The following is a 15,806-nucleotide window of genomic DNA, read 5'->3' on the forward strand; positions in this document are numbered from 1 at the left end:
GGAACCGTAAGCCCGGTATGCCGCAGCTGCGCAGCCCCGTCGCCCCACGCTGACGGAATCACGTTCCGTCAGAAGCGCCGGCTCACACATTCCGGCCGAACAGCTGCCGCAGCCCGCCGATCACCGCCGGCCCCGCCACACGGCCCACGATGCGCTTCGCCCCGGTGCGCAGCCGCACATGCGCGGGCAGCCACGACTGCGAGAAATGGTGAATCGTGTAGCTCTCTGCGGTCAGGAAGCTGCGGCCGTCGATATAATCGTACGGGCTGAAGTAGCTGCGAGGATAGACGGCCACGCCGTCCGGAAGCGTCTGGAAGCTGCCGTCCCGCTTCAGGCCGATCGCTTCGCTGAGCTGCGTCATGGCGGACGTGTTTGTCGTCATGTCGAAACTGCCGTCCGGCTGACGGAACCGCCTGCCCTCGTAATCGCGGAGCAGCGCCGCGATCCACGGATGTCCCGGCTCCGCGCCGAGCGTGCCGGACTGGAGATAGATGCCGTCCTCGAAACCGGTGAACGCGCGGTGCTTGTGCAGAGGCGCAAGCGGCCGGAGCACTTCGACGTCGGTGTCAAGGTAGATGCCGCCGTGCTTCAGCAGCGCGTGGAGCCGCACGTAATCGCTGACGAACGCGTATTTTCCCGCTTCGTACGCTTCCCGGACATACGGATGGGCGCCCACATCGAAGTTGTCTTCATTCCATTCGATCCACTCGTAATCGCCGAGATGGCGCCGCCAGCTTCGCATGCATTTCCGCACCAGCCTCGGCTTGTCCCCCCGTCCAAACCAGCAATAATGCAGCACCTTCGGAATCCGGCATCCGTCCGCCGCTTTGCCCTCCACTTGCGCCACTCCTTTCCGTACCCCCGTGCGGCAGCAGCATCATCCGTGAAAAAAAGAGGTCCGCCGCCCCGCACACGTCTCGCCTTCACGCCTGCAATCCGCCTTCCGAAATGCCGCCCCCGGCCTTTCCGCGTCTCGCCTGCCAGATCGTCTCCAGTTCCCGGACGGTGCTCCGGATGTCGTACCGGGCTGCCCGCTCCGGATCGAGCGCAAGCCCGCCGCCGCCCGCCTTGAGCCGCTCGCAGATCCGCTCCGCCCAGTAAACTTCATTCTGCCCGAGCGGAAGGAAGACGCAAAGCCCGAGGTCCGCTTCGGCAGGAACCATGTCCGAGACGAAACACTTCACGCCGCAAGCCTGTGCCTCGATAAGCGCGATGCCCAGCCCTTCCCGCCTTCCGCTCCCAGTTCCCGCACCCGGCTTTCGTGAAGCTGCTCCCGATCCGTCGTGACGGCCAGCAGCACCTTCGTCTTGCTTCGATCAAGATGCTCCAGCATATTGAGGACAAATGTCCCGATTCCTTCCGCCGAGATACCCGGCACGACGTGCAGGACAACGACCGGCCCGCCGGATACGCCCGCCGCCTCTGCCCGGCCGTCATAGGACATTGACAAGTCACCTCCGGCCTGTCACCGCAGCCGTTACAGATAATCGCTCCGATATTGGAGCCCCAGCGCCACGACGTGCTCATAGTAGAAATACATCAGATGGAGCACCAGAAGCCCGTAATAGGCCAATTTCCGATACCGTTCCGCAAACAGCGGAATGATCCACGAACACAGCACCAGACTGTACAGGCCGAAATAAATGTTGAACCGCGCGAAAATCCAGTTGTTAACCGAAATGACCATGAACAGGAACCCCAGCATCGTCATGTTGACGAAAAGATCGCTCTCGGGCCAGATGCTGCGCAGCTTGTGCCGGCCGAGGAACGCGACGAGCAGAGGAGCACCTGTGACGGCGACCCGTATGATATTCGCGCCGCCTTCGTCGAACTGCCCGTATATCGTGTAATGGCTGCCTTCAATCAGAATGAGCAAGACGCCGAAAAATTGGTCGAATCCGATGGCGGCAAGCACGGCCAGGGCGAGCAGCAGCATCGTCGTTTTCGTCCAAGCCCGCCTCCGCACCAGAAAATAGACGCCCAGCATGATGATCGCCGTGTTGTGAAACGTCGCCGCGAGCAGAACGATCAGAAAATACCGCCGCCAGTCCCCCCGGATGAGCCAGTGCGTGCCGGCAAACAGGATGGCCGCGGCGAGATACTGACGAATGCCGTTCATCGAGACGGTGAACATGCCGGTCGTAATGTACAGGAACAGGCTCACCTCGATCATCCGCGAATACCGGTACAGCCCCGTCACGATGAGCACATTCGTCACGAATGCCGTCACAAAAACCAAAGCCTGCGGGTCGGGGGTCAGCTTCTTCAATACGATCGACAGCACGCTGAAGCCGAAGTCGCCCTCGAAGCTGAATCCCTCGAACGTCGGATTCAGCAGATAGTAATTGAGCATGTAGAACGGTGTATCGCCGATATTGTTGCGCAGCCCGGACACGAGCACGAAACTTGCCGCGGCGGCCGCCACGAGCAGCTTGTTGGGCTTCGGCACGGGCGCGGGGCCGCCCTCCGGCGCAAGCATCCCGGGCTGCCGCGCCAGCGGCGCCATGCGGGCGAGCGCCGCGCAGACGAATACGAACAGCAGATTGAGCCACAGGACAGTCATCACCATGCGCCTCCCGTCTCAACGACCGGCCGTCACCGGCGCCGACCTGCGGGTGCTCCGGATGTACAGATACAGGAGCACGCCGGGCGGAATGGCGAGAAGCGTCAGCCCTTTGCGCGGCGAATCGCGCAGCATGCCGCGTCCGCCCGCCATCAGGCAGCTCGACACGTAATGCACCGCTTCGCGGAACCGCTGCTTCCAGGTCGGCGCCACCTCCATCGCCGTCCGCCGGAAGAAGGCGAATCCCCGTGGGTTGCGCCGGTATTGGTGAATCATGTTGAGGCTCGACCCGTCGGGCAAATATTCGACGCGGCAGAGCACCTCGTTCATGAGCAGCAGCGGCCGGATCCGGTCGATCAGCACGTACTTGTAACTGAGCGGGCAGTATTTTTCACCGGGAAAAACGGGATACGGCGGAACGGCCTTCACCAGATCGGTCCGGTACACCAGTTTCTTGTCCCCCCGCACCCGATGGACCGCATGCAGGCCGAACAGCGTACAGGCGGTCATGCCTTCCGGCAGCCGGTCGCCGATGATGTTCCCGTCCCGGTCCGCGTCCAGCCCAACGATGCCCGCATAATCATCGCTTCCGTATTTGCGCCAGAACGCGACGATTTTCTCCACCGCGTCTTCCGGCATGTCGTCGTCCGAATCGATGCAGACGTTCAGTTCCGTGTCGATCAGCTCATAGGCCGCGTTGTGCGCGCCGTGCATCCCCCGGTTCTCCTGGTAATGGTAGCGGATCGCGATCTCGCCCTCCGCCATCCAGCCGCGCACCAGTTCGGCCGTGTTGTCCGTCGATCCGTCGTCGATGACCAGCCAGACGAAATCCTTCGACGTCTGCCGCTTCAGGCTCTCGTAGCACCGGGGCAGGACATACGCCCGGTTGAAGGTCGGCGTGAACACCGTCAGCGTCGGCTTCCCCGTATCACGGTTCATTGGACGAGCACCCCCGTCTCCTGCCGGGAAGGCTCCACGGCCGCCATCAGGCTGTTCAGCACGAGCCGGTCGGGCCGCACATGGCGCCGGTAATAGTTGTAGTTGTTCTGCATGAGATGCATCCGGAGCCGCTCGTCCCGGATCAGTCTGGCGACGGCCTCGACGCATTCCTCCGGCGTGCGGAACGACAGATAGTTGCGGTTCTCGCCGAAGACGCCCGGCACTTCGTAATGCAGCGTCTCCGTCACGATCGCCTTGGAGGCGGCCACGTATTCGGCGAACTTCCAGCCGACCGACTGATGCAGTCCCATCGTGGCGATGCAGATCGACGACCGCTTCATCCGCTTCAGGTAGGCGCGCCGGCTGACCTCCCGCCGGTCGGCGATCACGAGATCGGGATAATGTTCGGCAGCGAACGGGGTCGGCGCGACGCCGCCATGGAACAGGCTGCCGAACGCCTCCCGGCACAGGCGGATCGTGCGCGCGCGCTGCTCGTTGATGTAATGCCGCTCCTCCCGCTTCGTCTCCGGAAGATGCATGTCGGGGGAATCCCCCCGCACATCCCACATCCGCGCCATGAACAAAACACGAGGCAGTTCCTCCGGCCGCGGCTCGTCCTCGAACTTCTCGACGGTATACCAGCCGTAGTAATGCACGGTCAGCGGCAGCATCCGGATCAGCTTCTTCATCTTCTCGATCGGATGATCGAGCGGCATCGGCCAATGCGCGACGCTGCCCGGAATCGTCACCATGTAGTTCAGTCCCAGCGGGCGGATCTTTTCACCGTGCGTGAGCCGGGCGTTGCGCACCGCGCTGAAACTGCGCTTGAAGCAGATATCGTAGCGCCGGAGCAGCGGTCCGTACAGCCGCTCGGGCTCCTCGACCAGGTTGTCGTAGCCGTCGTTCAGGTCATAGAGCAGCCGGATTTCACGGTTCAGCGTGACTTCCAGCATGTTGACGGGAATCGGCTCCGCGCACGCCCCTTTCGCCTGCCGCTCGATCACAAGCTCGATGACGCCGTGCCGCGCCAACAGTTCGAACCCGGCAATGATCTGATAGAGATGCTGTGATACTGAGCCAAGCCGCATCCGGCAATGCAACTTCATCATACGATCCTCCTCGTCTCCGTCGGACCGGACGTCTGGCGGAGGAAGGCTTGTCCGTAATAATCGGCCAGTTCAGCCGCCACAGCGCCGATATCGTAGCCGCGCCTGCGCACCTGCTCCGCCGCCTCCCTGCGCACGTGAACCGCATCCGCTATGGCCGCCGCTTCCTTGATCGCGCGAATCCAGCGATCCGCCGGAGCTTCCAGCGGAATGCGCGTCACCAGCCCGATCTTGAGGTCGGCCTCTTCCGTCACCCGATCCGAGACGACGCACGGAAGTCCCGCGCTCTGCGCCTCGATCAGCGCCACCGGCAAACCTTCGTGGAGCGACGGGAACACCATGACGTCCATGGCCGCAAGCAGCCGCGCGATGTCGCCGCGCACGCCGAGAAGACGAACACGGCTTTCAAGCGACGCCGCTTCGATTCGGCGGACGATATCCTTCTTGAGCGGTCCGTCCCCCATGAGCAGCAGCACCGCATCCGGCCGCTCCTCCGTCAGCCCGGCGAACAGATCGATCAGGAACGCATGATTTTTCGCCGGGTGAAATCGCCCGACATGGCAGACGGCGAGCTGTCCGGGAAGAAGGCCCAGTTCGGCCCGCACCGCGCGCCGGACATCCGGATCGAAGGCAAGGGCGCCGCAATCGACGGCGTTGCGGATAAGTTTCGCCTCTCCGGCGCGATGCGCGAACAGCGAGACGGCCGCCGCTTCCGAGCAGGCAAACCGGTCGGTGGCGTTCGGGTCGATCAGCCTTCCCGACGCCCATTTGTACAGCCGCGCCAGCGCGCCGCCTTCCACCTTCGTGCTGTGGCTGTGCGCGATCCGTACGGGAACGCCTGCGCGGCGGGCGGCCCTCAGCACCCAGCCGCTCATTCGGTCCATGTGCGCATGCACGATGCCGTACCGCCGCCCGTCCCCGGCAAAAAATTGATCCAGCGCCCGCACATAGCCGACGGGGCCGGCGTCGGTAATCCAGGGAATGCGGTGGATCTTTCCGCCGAGGGAACGAATCTCATCGTCGAATTCGCCTTCGCGGCAGGTCAAAAAGTCGAACTGCACCCGCGTCCGATCGATGCGCCGGTACAGATTCATGATCAGCGTCTCCGCGCCGCCGCGGTTCATGTTGACGACGGCGTGAAGGACTCTTGTCTCTGCGCCCATGTACCAATCTCCATTTCACCCAGAATTGAAGCATAAATGGCACGCATCTCCGCCATTACCGTGTCCAGCCCGTACGCCGAGGACACGATCCCCCGGCCGGCGCCGCCGAACGCCGCGCGGTCGCGGGGATTCAGGAGCAGCCGACGGATGCGGTCGGCCATCTGCCGGGCATCTCCCGGCGGCACGAGCCAGCCGCTGCGGCCGTCGTTCACCAGTTCCCGGTGCCCCCGGTTCGAGGTCGCGACGACCGGTAGCCCGCAGGCCATGGCCTCCAGCACGTTCACCGGCAGCCCTTCCCGGTAGCTTGACGCAACGGCGATATCCAGCGACGGCAGCCAGTCGGCGATGTCCGGCCTGAAGCCCAGGAAATGGGTCCGGTCCCCGACGCCGAGCCGCACGGCGAGCGCCTCGCAGGCCGGGCGCAGCGGGCCGTCGCCCGCCAGGAGCAGCCTCGCCCGGGGGAATTCGTCTTTCAGAAGCGCAAGCGCTTCGATCAGCATCCGCTGATTTTTGTTCTTGTTGAATTCCGCCGCATAGAAGAGCAGCTGGTCGTCCATGCCGCAGCCGAGCCGCCGGCGCATGCCGCGGCGCGTCTCGGCATCGGCCGGCGCGAACCGCTCCAGATCGACGCCGACGCCGTGCACGCGGACGATGCGGCCGGCCGGGAAACGTCTGTCCGCCGCCAGCCGAAAGTCTTCCTCGTTGATCGTGATCAGGCAGTCGGTCAGCCGGGCCAGCATCCGCTCCAGCGGGTAATAGAGCATCCAGCTCAGCTTCGAGCCCCCCGCCTGGAAGTGAAACCCGTGCGCCGTATAGAGCACCCGTGTGCCGCCGCGCCGCGCCCTGCGCGCCGCCAGCCGGGTCAGGGCGCTGGCCGTCGGCGTATGGCAATGGATGAGCCGGTAGCCGCCTTCCTCGATGATCCTCCGGACCTCCCGGTAGGCTCTGACGTTCGTCAGCCTCGCCGGCGATCGGCTGAACGGCACGTCAAACCGGCGGTCCGCCCAGGGCAGGTCCAGCGGACCGGCCGCGGCCGCGTGCACTTCCCAGCCCCGGGACTTGAACCATCGCATGACGGGCTGGTGGAACCGCTCAAGGTGCTGCGCGACGGTCGCGCAGAACAGGATTCGGCCTGCGGGCTGACCCATCGATCATCACCGCGCCTGGGGATGCAGCTGTTCCTGCTGCAGCCGCGTCAGATAGTCGAGCAGACTCTCGCGAAGATCTTCGCGCTGCAGCGCGAACTCGACCGTGGTGCGGATGAACCCCATTTTCTCGCCGACGTCGTAGCGGGTGCCTTCGAACTCGAACGCGTACACCGCTTCCGTCTCGTTCAACTTCGCGATCGCGTCGGTCAGCTGGATCTCGCCGCCGGCGCCGGGCTCCAGGCTGCCCAGAATGTCGAAGATCGTCGGGCTCAGAATATACCGCCCCATGATGGCAAGATTCGACGGCGCGGACCCCTGGGACGGCTTCTCCACCAGCCCGGCCACGCTGTAGAAGCCGTGGTCGATCGGCTTGCCGTCCACGATGCCGTAGCGGTGCACCTCGTTGTCCGCCACGGGCTTCACGCCGATGACCGACGAACGGTACCGGTCATGCTGATCCATCAGCTGGCGCAGCGCCGGGCGTTCGGCGCGCACGATGTCGTCCCCGAGCAGCACGGCGAACGGCTCGTTGCCGATGAATTTGCGGGCGCACCAGACGGCGTGGCCGAGTCCGCGGGGCTCCTTCTGCCGGATGTAGTGGATGTCCGCCATCTGCGAAGGCTTCTGCACCTCGCTGAGCAGGTCGAGCTTGCCCTTCTCCAGCAGGTTGTACTCCAGCTCGAAGGAGTTGTCGAAATGGTCCTCGATCGCCCGCTTGCCCTTCCCCGTCACAATAATGATGTCCTCGATGCCCGACGCCACCGCTTCCTCGACGATGTACTGGATGGTCGGCTTGTCGACGATGGGCAGCATCTCCTTCGGCATCGCTTTCGTCGCGGGCAGAAAACGCGTGCCGAGTCCTGCAGCCGGAATGATCGCTTTCTTGACGCTCATGTTCGCATCCCTCCCATGTTCTGGCCAGCCCGTTATCTGACGGCGGAAGCCGCCGGCGCAAGCGGCGCCGCGGAACGGCCGTCCGAAGGCGCGGCTTCCGGCTGCGCGGTACCGGCGCCCGGCGCGAAGAAATCGCCCGGCGCAGCCGCCGCCCCCGTTGCGGCAGCTTCCTCGTGCGACGCTTTTCCGGCCGTCTTCGCGGCCGCTGCAAAAGCCGTCTTCGTGCGTCCGTTCGCCAGCGCCAGCAGCCAGACGCGCAGCGTCTCCCGGTCCGCCTCCGCAAAATGTTCCGCCAAATCCTCGATTTCCCGGATCGGAATGCGCTGCGATTTGCCGACGTGGATTTTCGGATACACCTGATGGTCCTGCACTTCTTCCGGATTCATCAGTTCTTCGAACAGTTTCTCGCCGGGACGGATGCCGGTGAAGCGAATGCCGATATCCTCGACCGAATACCCGGACATACGGATCAGATTGCGCGCCAAATCGACAATTTTGACCGGCTCGCCCATGTCGAGGACGAAGATCTCGCCGCCCTTCGCGAGCGCGCCGGCCTGGATGACAAGCCTCGACGCCTCTGGAATCGTCATGAAATAGCGCACCATGTCCGGATGGGTCACCGTCACGGGACCGCCGGCTTCGATCTGCTTGCGGAACCGCGGAATGACGCTGCCCCGGCTGCCCAGCACGTTTCCGAACCGGACGGCGACGAATTTGGTCCGGCTGATGCCGTCCATGTACTGGATATACATTTCCGCCAGACGTTTCGAGGCGCCCATGACGCTGGTCGGATTGACCGCTTTGTCCGTCGAAATCATGACGAAAATATGTACACCGTGCCAGCTCGCCGCCCGGGCCGTGTTCATCGTGCCGATCAGGTTGTTCTTCACCGCTTCTTCCGGGTTCCGCTCCATGAGCGGCACATGTTTGTGCGCAGCGGCATGGTAGACGACATCCGGCCGGTGAATTTGCATGACGTCCATCATTTTCTGCACGTCCTGGATGTCGGCGATCTCCGTTACCATTTCTATTCCGGCATCCCCGTACATATCCCTGAGTTCCATCTCGATGGAGTAGATGCTGTTCTCGCCGTGTCCGAGCAGAACGAGCTTCTTCGGTCCGAATTTCGCCACCTGACGGCAAATTTCCGATCCGATCGAGCCGCCCGCGCCCGTGACGAGGATGGTGCGGCCCGTCACATAGCCCGAGATGCTGTCGATGTCGAGTTCGACCGGTTCCCGTCCGAGCAGGTCTTCCACTTCGACATCCCGAAGTTCGCTGACCGATACGCGCCCCGTCGCCAGATCTTCAAGTTTCGGCATGATCTGCGTCTTCGCTTCCGTCTTGGCGCACTCCTCGAAGATGCGCCGCAGCGCCTTCTTCCCGAGCGACGGGATGGCGATCACGATGTTCTCGATCCGCTTCTCCCGTGCGATCCGCTCAATCCGGTCGATGCCGCCGAGCACCGGGAGACCGAGGATGTCCAGCTTGTGCTTCGCCGGATCGTCGTCGACGAACGCGACCGGCCTCAGTTCCGACCCCGGCTGGAGCAGCTGGCGCGCCACCATCGTGCCCGCCGCGCCCGCGCCGACGATCAGCGTCCGCTTCCGGCCGTCGCCGCCGGGCATGCGCGCGCTCCGGTACAGCCGCCAGCACAGCCGCGATCCGCCGATGAACAGCATGTGCAGCATCCAGGTGACGGCCAGCAGGCGGAAGTAGATGTCTTTGACGAGCAGCTGCTGGATGATGGCAGCCGTCGCGATGGACAGCGTGACCGCCTTCGCGATGGCGATCAGCTCCCCGATGCTCGCGTATTCCCATGCTTTTTTGTAGAGCTTGTAGAAGTAGGCGTACAGATGGTGCGAGAAGAGCAGGGCGAGCGAACTGACGATCAGCGGAAACGTCAGCACGTTGATCGACGCCTCGAGCAGAATGCGGCCTGCAAAAATGGCGGTGATGACGATCAAGGAATCGAGCGAGAGCAGAATGGACAACCGTCTGCGATAAGACATGTTCTTCCTCCTTACCCGTGCGGGCTTGCCTGCTTTAACGGTCCGGTTTCCTCGCCCTGGCGCGCATGGTGCGCGTCATCCGTCTCCCCGGCGTCATTCCGTTTCCCCGTCCGGCGGAAACCGCAGCTTTAAAGCAAGCAAGCGTCGAGACCGGCGACCGCGGGAGCCTTGCACGGCGCGTTCTCCCGCGATCCCGGCGACTGCGGATTCGACCGCGAACGGCGCCGTCCGTTACACGCCCGTCGCCTGCTGCCGGAGAAGCCGGTCGAACAGACCGCTCCGGTCGGCCGCCAGCGCGGCATACCTTCCGCACTGGACGATGCGGCCCTGCTCCATGACGACGACCTGGTCGGCCCCCCGGATCGTGGAGAGCCGGTGCGCGATCACGATGATCGTCATGCTGCCCCTGAGCCTCTCCAGTGAATGCAGGATGGCGGCTTCGCTCTCCGAATCGAGCGCGCTGGTCGCCTCGTCGAGGATGAGGATGCCGGGCTTGCGCAGGATGGCCCGCGCGAGCACGATGCGCTGCCGTTCGCCGCCGGAGAGCCGGATGCCCCGGTCGCCGATCGGCGTGTGGATGCCCTGCGGCAGCCGGCTGACGAACGATTCGGCCGCCGCGAACCGGAGCGCCTCATGCACCTCTTCTTCCGTCGCGTCGGGCCGCGCCATCCGCAGATTGTCCAGAATCGTCCCGCCGAAGAGGAACGGGTCCTGCGGCACATAGCCGACACTGCGCCTGAGCGCCGCCAGCCGCTCGTCCGTCAGCGGTACGTCGTCGATCCGGATCTCGCCTTCCTGCGGCCGGATGAGTCCCATGACCGCATCGACGAGCGTGCTTTTCCCTGCGCCGGAATGCCCGACGATCGCGGTCGTCGCACGGGCCGGAATGAACAGGTCGATGCCGTCGAGCGCCTTTCGGCCGCCGGCCTCTTCATAGCTGAACGCGACGCCGCTCAGCCGTATGCCGTACTCCAGTCGGAGCTGCCCGCGCTTCGCATCGGCTTCCGCGTCCGCCAGCGCCGCATCCCCGCGCGAAGCGGTCTCGCGCTCCCGCTTGCACTCCGCAAGCAACGCCTGGACGGATGCGAACGCCGGAGCGGCGGAGGCGAGCTGCTGCGCCTGCGTCTGCAGCGTCGTGATCCGCGGCCACAGCCGGGCGAAGATGAGCACGATCAGCAGCAGGATGTGCGGCGGCGTGTGCAGCATGCGGACGGCGGCATAGGCGAACGCCGCGACGAGCACGGCCGATGCAATCCGGTAGCCCGCGTCCGTCGCGGACCGCAGCCGGATGTAGGCGAGCTGTTCCTGGAGCAGCCGTTCCGTGATGCCGCGAATCCACTTGCGGCCCCCGTCCGCCATGTCGTTGCTCTTGATGTCCTTCATGCCCTGCAGCCGGTCATGGACGCCGGCCAGATAGTCCTGCGCCAGTTCCGACGTCAGGCTGCCGAGCGCCCTGGCCTTGCCGATCAGCCGGCGGGAGATGAGCAGCACGGCCGCGCCGCACGCGAGCACGAGCGCCGTCAGCGCCCACGACATCGCAAGCGCGATGCCGATCTGCAGGACGGTGTAGATCAGGGCGGACGCGGCCTGCAGCACCAGCCCCATGCCATACAGCATGCGCGCGGTCTCGGTCGTCATCGCGTTCATCAGGTCGGTCCGCCGCTTGCGCAGGTAGAGACTCCACCGCGCATCCTGCAGCGCGTCGAACAGCTCGATCCGCAGGTTCCGTCCGAACCGGTTCACGATCCGCGTGCTCTGGATGGCGACATGCCGCTGCAGCGCGCTCTGCAGCACCACGGCCAGCACGAACAGGCCCAGCAGAACGGGCAGCAGGCTGTCCGCAGGCAGCGTCTTGAGCCTGCCCAGGAGCGGCGCAAGGAACGGCACCGAATCGTGCGCCCCGTCCAGGAAGCCGCTGGCGCCGAGCAGCGGAACGATCAGCAGGATGCCGGCGCCTTCGAACAGGCCCGCCAGCGCCATGCCGGCGATCACCGGGGCGAGCGGCGCGCCGGCGTATCGGCGCAGCAGCTTTACCGCATGCAGCATCGCCTTCATGACCCGTCCAGGCTCCGCCCGAAGGCGGCGTACATGCCGACGACGGTGAACCTGTTCCTCTCTTCCGCACCGGTAATAAAACGGCTGCCGCTTCGCAGCCAGGCATGGGCGGCCAGCCGGCCGGCTTCGTCCCGGCCGGTCCCGAGATAAAGCGTGTACTCGATGCCGCGCCGCTTCAACATCCGTATGACCGCCAGCGCGCGGACCAGACATTTGCATTCCCACCACGCGATACGGCTGGCGATCCGGACAGCGTCGGCGATGCGGTCGATCTGCTGTGCAAGCTCGCGCGGATGTTCCCGCCACTCGGTCTCGCTGCGGGGAATGCCGATCATCGGCGCAATCCGGCGGAACGGGAAGAGAAGCAGCAGCCGAGACCACGCAAGAGACAGCCAGGCCTCCGCAAGCAGCGCCGCCGTGTCCGGCCGGTCCAGCAGCAGCCGGACGGCGCGCGAAGCCCTGGCGGACGCCCGCGAGAGGCCGGGCATGGCCGGCGACCGCCTCACCGGCGGGTCACCTCGATCATTTTCTCGCGCTGAAGCGAGGCGAGAAATTTCAGCACATCGCGTTCGCACGTCTCCCGGTCGATGTCGTACTCCGCTGTCAAGGCGGAGACCAGATCCGGGATGGCAATGGGACTTGCGATCAGTTCCCAGATGCGGCCGCCTTGCTTGCCGAGATTGTAATACTTGCCGTTCTCCACGCTGAGCATCACTTTCTCCCCGTTCATGTCGCTGACGATCGCGCCCGGCTTCTGGACGACGATGCAGTCGGCCGCGATCAATTCCTGCTGGATCATCGGCTCACCTCCCCATCGGCATGCGTCTCTATGAGACGCGCGGATTCCCGCGCCGCGAACACCTTCGCCGGCCGCATCAGCCGATACATGCCGGTCTTCTCCGCCAGCTTCACCGCCGTCTCGAAATGCCAGGCGGAAAGCCCGGACGGCACGATCAGCGACCGCCGGAACGTGTGGCGATACAAGGTATAGCACCGCTCCAGCTTGGCAATCGGCTGAAGCTCCGGCGTCTGCCCGTCGGAATGGACGAGCTCATAGATATGTACAAGCGGCACCGGTTCCGGCCAGAACGCGCCGTCCGCCGGGACCGCGTATTTCGTCTCCCTCTCGAAGAGCGGCCTCAGCCCGCTGCCGGCAATCTGGAGCCGGTCGAGGCTGTCCTGCCAGAGCTTCTGCTGCGGGTAGGCCGGCATGACCAGCGGCGTGCCGCGCTCATCGAAGACGATGGCGGCGACGTCGTCCGTCACCAGACGGAATCCGCGTTCCAGCAGCGCCGCGGACATCGTCGACTTGCCCGCGCCCGATTCGCCGACGATGGCGTATGCGCGCCCGTCGCGCGCCACGACGCTGCCGTGAAGCGGCAGGATGCGCCGCTGCAGCAGGAGCGCGCCCATGCACGTGCCGAGCACGTACAGGCGGATCCGGTCCTCGTCTGCTCCGCTGTAAGCATGCACTTCGATCCGGTTGCCGTTCGTGATCCGGAAAGCGGCCGTCTGCGGAACCCGGAACGAGACGATGCCTTCCGCCGCATACAGTCTGCCGCCGCCTCCGCCTTCCGCCCATTCCGGCTCCGCCTCGCCGCAGCGGACGACGGTCAGATCGGCGTCGCCGTCAGGCCGGGTGCCGTCTCCGAGTTCGGGCAGCGGGATGTCGCTGTCAATCCGGAGCCCGAAGGCCCGGTACCGATAGCCGGTATTTGTCCTGGTCACGCTTCACACTCCATCCGGGGCCGGGAATGGGCCTTATAAGCCACTCGCACGCATATAAGGCCGCATCCTGCTCAGGCTGCAAGGTTCAGCTGTAGTGCACGATTTCGTCTTCATCCGGCTGCACGGCGTCCGGTTTCGCCTTACCCGGACCAGCCGCCGTCAACCGAACGTCCAGCACTTCCAGTTCGGGCGTCTGCCATTCCTTCTTGCGCATGCGGATTTCACCTCCTCCCCCGCAATCTGACAAAACGGCGGAATATGATCCCGCGCATCAGCATGCGGAAATCGAGATCGTAGGCATATTCCGGTTTCGGCGCTTCCCGCACTTTGAGCAGCGATTCCTTAAGCATCTCCAGGTCCAGGTATTCGCGCATCGCTTCATCGTCCAGCATCTCCTGCGCCTCCCGGATAAACGCAGGCCAGGCGGCTTTCATCCGGTGAACGCCGTCGGCTCCCTGTGCGCCGCGCACCTTCTGATTGAGCCGGACCTTATCCGGCAGATAGCCCCGGGCAGCGCGGCGGATAAGCGCGCGGTCGACGCCGTCCCGCACGCACTGCTCTTCCGGCACGGACAGGCAGAAACGGACGACGCGCAGATCGTTCGAAGGGTCCCGGTCCCAAACGGCGTACCTGAGCGACAGTTTCGTGGCGTACGTGCCGTTCAAGTTCCAGAAGCACGTCTGTTTGAACAGCCTCCTGCGCGCCTCATACGCGCTGCGCACGTTGCCTTGCACAGGCAATCCCTGCCGTCTGAGACGCTCGACAACGCCGGTCTCTTCGAGCAGGCGCGGGCTTGCCAGCACGGGATGCCGCATGCCGGACGCGCCGGCGCCGACCGCCCTCCGCCAGACCGACCCGAGCACCCGCCTCCGGCCGACGCCGATCCGCCGGGCGTAGCCGTCCAGCTCGCGACAGAACCGGATCAGTCTGAGCCGTTTGAGCAGCGCGGTCTGGTAATCGAGCGCCGGCCCCCAGGAGATCGTCCAGTTGCCGCGCTGACCGTTCAGCAGGACGGCGATGTCCAGCTCCGCGGCCCGCTCGAAAATCCCTTTCAGCCAGAACGAATTCTCGAAGAACTTGTAGGGCATCTCCATGACATCCAGCCAATCGTCGATATCCGAATACGGATTCCGGTCCGGAAAATCGCAGTATTCCGGGACGATGTTCCCCGCGTGCTCGACGACGGCGCTGATATACGCCCTTTCGTCCGCCATCCGGCTACGCGGCGTCCAATCCGTAAAGTCCGCCACCGGCACATAGCTGAAGGTGTACAGCGCTCTGCCCCTGGCGCGGAGTTCGCGGGCGGCGAACGCGGCGACGGATCCCGAATCCAGCCCGCCGCTGAGATGCGCGCCCACGCCGCGGTGCGTGCGGAGCCGCGCCTTCACCGCCGCGCCGAGCACGTCGCGCAGCGCTTCCTCGTATTCCGCATCCGAGCCGAGCTTCAGTTTCTCCCGAGGTTCCTCGATGCGGCAGTAGAGCTTCAGCGTCAGCCGGCCTAACGCGTCCGCAACGAGGTAATGGGCAGGCGGCAATTGTTCGATGCCTTCGTGGACCGTCATCCGACCGTCGACGGCGTCCACGGTGTACGGAAGGGCGAGGTATTCCGCAATCCATTGCCGGTTGAGCGCGCCGGGCAAATGCGGCAGTCCGAGAAGCGGAGCCATGACGGTGCTGAGCCAGACCGTTCCGCTTGACGGGTCCCGGGTAAAATAGAGCGTCCGCGCGCCCGAATAATCCCGCGCCGCATACAACCTCCTCCCGCGTTCATCCCAGATGGCGAAGGCGAAATCGCCCACCAGCCGTTCCGCCATCCCCGTTCCCCAGGCATCATAAGCGAGCAGGAGCAGCTCCGGGTCCGTCAAGGCGCTGCGGCGGACGGCCTCGATCCCGAGCGCTTCGCACAGCTCCTCCCGGTTGTCGAGGATCGCGTCGGCGACGACGGCCAGCCCCCGTTCCGGATCATGCAGCGGATTGCGCTCGCCGACCGACTCGGGCGTAATCCACTGGGCGCGGCAGCCGAAGAACACGTTCGACCGCGCTTGCCATGCCTGCTCGTCGTCCGCCGGAAACCGGGACAATGCTTGCATCATGGCGGCTCCCTGCTCCATAATCGCCGGATTGTCATGTATGCCATAAATGCCGATGATCGCGCTCATACCATCCTCCGGCCGCATCATTTGTTCCTTATAGAGAAC

The 15,806-nt window shown here is 64.7% G+C and carries 16 protein-coding genes; all 16 read right to left on the bottom strand.

The features are described 5' to 3' along the window. Positions 1 to 82: 82 nt before the first annotated feature. The 16 genes from THECO_RS15430 to THECO_RS15505 all read right to left on the bottom strand — a co-directional run bounded on the left by THECO_RS15430 (position 83) and on the right by THECO_RS15505 (position 15,767). A complete protein-coding gene (locus THECO_RS15430) occupies positions 83 to 838 on the bottom strand; it encodes a glycosyltransferase family 32 protein (protein WP_015255963.1) in 756 nt (251 codons plus the stop codon). 85 nt (positions 839 to 923) lie between these two features. Next, positions 924 to 1,184, bottom strand: coding sequence for a hypothetical protein (locus THECO_RS15435; RefSeq protein WP_157373590.1), 261 nt, complete (start codon positions 1,182 to 1,184; stop codon positions 924 to 926). After that, positions 1,181 to 1,444, bottom strand: a complete 264-nt coding sequence (locus THECO_RS15440; protein ID WP_015255964.1) for a hypothetical protein — start codon at positions 1,442 to 1,444, stop codon at positions 1,181 to 1,183. The genes THECO_RS15435 and THECO_RS15440 overlap by 4 nt, the downstream gene beginning before the upstream one ends. A gap of 33 nt (positions 1,445 to 1,477) precedes the next feature. Then, complete coding sequence (locus tag THECO_RS15445; protein WP_015255965.1) at positions 1,478 to 2,563, bottom strand: EpsG family protein; 1,086 nt, start codon at positions 2,561 to 2,563, stop codon at positions 1,478 to 1,480. Between the two features lie 18 nt (positions 2,564 to 2,581). Beyond that, positions 2,582 to 3,502, bottom strand: a complete 921-nt coding sequence (locus THECO_RS15450) for a glycosyltransferase family 2 protein (protein WP_015255966.1) — start codon at positions 3,500 to 3,502, stop codon at positions 2,582 to 2,584. After that, on the bottom strand, positions 3,499 to 4,611 hold the full coding sequence (locus THECO_RS15455; RefSeq protein ID WP_015255967.1) for a glycosyltransferase family protein: 1,113 nt from the start codon (positions 4,609 to 4,611) through the stop codon (positions 3,499 to 3,501). The genes THECO_RS15450 and THECO_RS15455 overlap by 4 nt, the downstream gene beginning before the upstream one ends. Next, positions 4,608 to 5,771 carry a glycosyltransferase family 1 protein gene (locus tag THECO_RS15460; RefSeq protein WP_015255968.1) on the bottom strand — a complete coding sequence of 388 codons (1,164 nt, stop codon included), beginning with the start codon at positions 5,769 to 5,771 and terminating at the stop codon, positions 4,608 to 4,610. The genes THECO_RS15455 and THECO_RS15460 overlap by 4 nt, the downstream gene beginning before the upstream one ends. Beyond that, positions 5,729 to 6,919 carry a glycosyltransferase family 4 protein gene (locus THECO_RS15465; RefSeq protein WP_015255969.1) on the bottom strand — a complete coding sequence of 397 codons (1,191 nt, stop codon included), beginning with the start codon at positions 6,917 to 6,919 and terminating at the stop codon, positions 5,729 to 5,731. The genes THECO_RS15460 and THECO_RS15465 overlap by 43 nt, the downstream gene beginning before the upstream one ends. Positions 6,920 to 6,925: 6 nt before the next feature. Beyond that, entirely contained in the window at positions 6,926 to 7,813 is an 888-nt protein-coding gene (galU, locus tag THECO_RS15470) for a UTP--glucose-1-phosphate uridylyltransferase GalU (RefSeq protein WP_015255970.1), read from the bottom strand. A gap of 32 nt (positions 7,814 to 7,845) precedes the next feature. Beyond that, positions 7,846 to 9,825, bottom strand: a complete 1,980-nt coding sequence (locus THECO_RS15475; RefSeq protein WP_015255971.1) for a polysaccharide biosynthesis protein — start codon at positions 9,823 to 9,825, stop codon at positions 7,846 to 7,848. Positions 9,826 to 10,056: 231 nt separating this feature from the next. After that, positions 10,057 to 11,880 carry an ABC transporter ATP-binding protein gene (locus THECO_RS15480; RefSeq protein ID WP_015255972.1) on the bottom strand — a complete coding sequence of 608 codons (1,824 nt, stop codon included), beginning with the start codon at positions 11,878 to 11,880 and terminating at the stop codon, positions 10,057 to 10,059. Then, positions 11,877 to 12,386, bottom strand: a complete 510-nt coding sequence (locus THECO_RS15485; protein ID WP_232427697.1) for a lasso peptide biosynthesis B2 protein — start codon at positions 12,384 to 12,386, stop codon at positions 11,877 to 11,879. Before THECO_RS15485 ends, THECO_RS15480 begins: the two co-directional genes overlap by 4 nt. Further along, on the bottom strand, positions 12,383 to 12,679 hold the full coding sequence (locus THECO_RS15490) for a lasso peptide biosynthesis PqqD family chaperone (RefSeq protein ID WP_015255974.1): 297 nt from the start codon (positions 12,677 to 12,679) through the stop codon (positions 12,383 to 12,385). The genes THECO_RS15485 and THECO_RS15490 overlap by 4 nt, the downstream gene beginning before the upstream one ends. Then, entirely contained in the window at positions 12,676 to 13,608 is a 933-nt protein-coding gene (locus tag THECO_RS15495; RefSeq protein ID WP_015255975.1) for a phosphoenolpyruvate carboxykinase (ATP), read from the bottom strand. Before THECO_RS15495 ends, THECO_RS15490 begins: the two co-directional genes overlap by 4 nt. An 85-nt stretch (positions 13,609 to 13,693) precedes the next feature. Then, positions 13,694 to 13,822 carry a paeninodin family lasso peptide gene (locus tag THECO_RS21790; RefSeq protein ID WP_015255976.1) on the bottom strand — a complete coding sequence of 43 codons (129 nt, stop codon included), beginning with the start codon at positions 13,820 to 13,822 and terminating at the stop codon, positions 13,694 to 13,696. A gap of 7 nt (positions 13,823 to 13,829) precedes the next feature. Beyond that, positions 13,830 to 15,767 (bottom strand): asparagine synthase-related protein, encoded by a 1,938-nt coding sequence (locus THECO_RS15505; protein ID WP_015255977.1) that lies wholly within the window; start codon positions 15,765 to 15,767, stop codon positions 13,830 to 13,832. Positions 15,768 to 15,806: the final 39 nt, after the last annotated feature.

This window comes from Thermobacillus composti KWC4 (assembly GCF_000227705.2).
Classification (GTDB): Bacteria; Bacillota; Bacilli; order Paenibacillales; family Paenibacillaceae; genus Thermobacillus; species Thermobacillus xylanilyticus.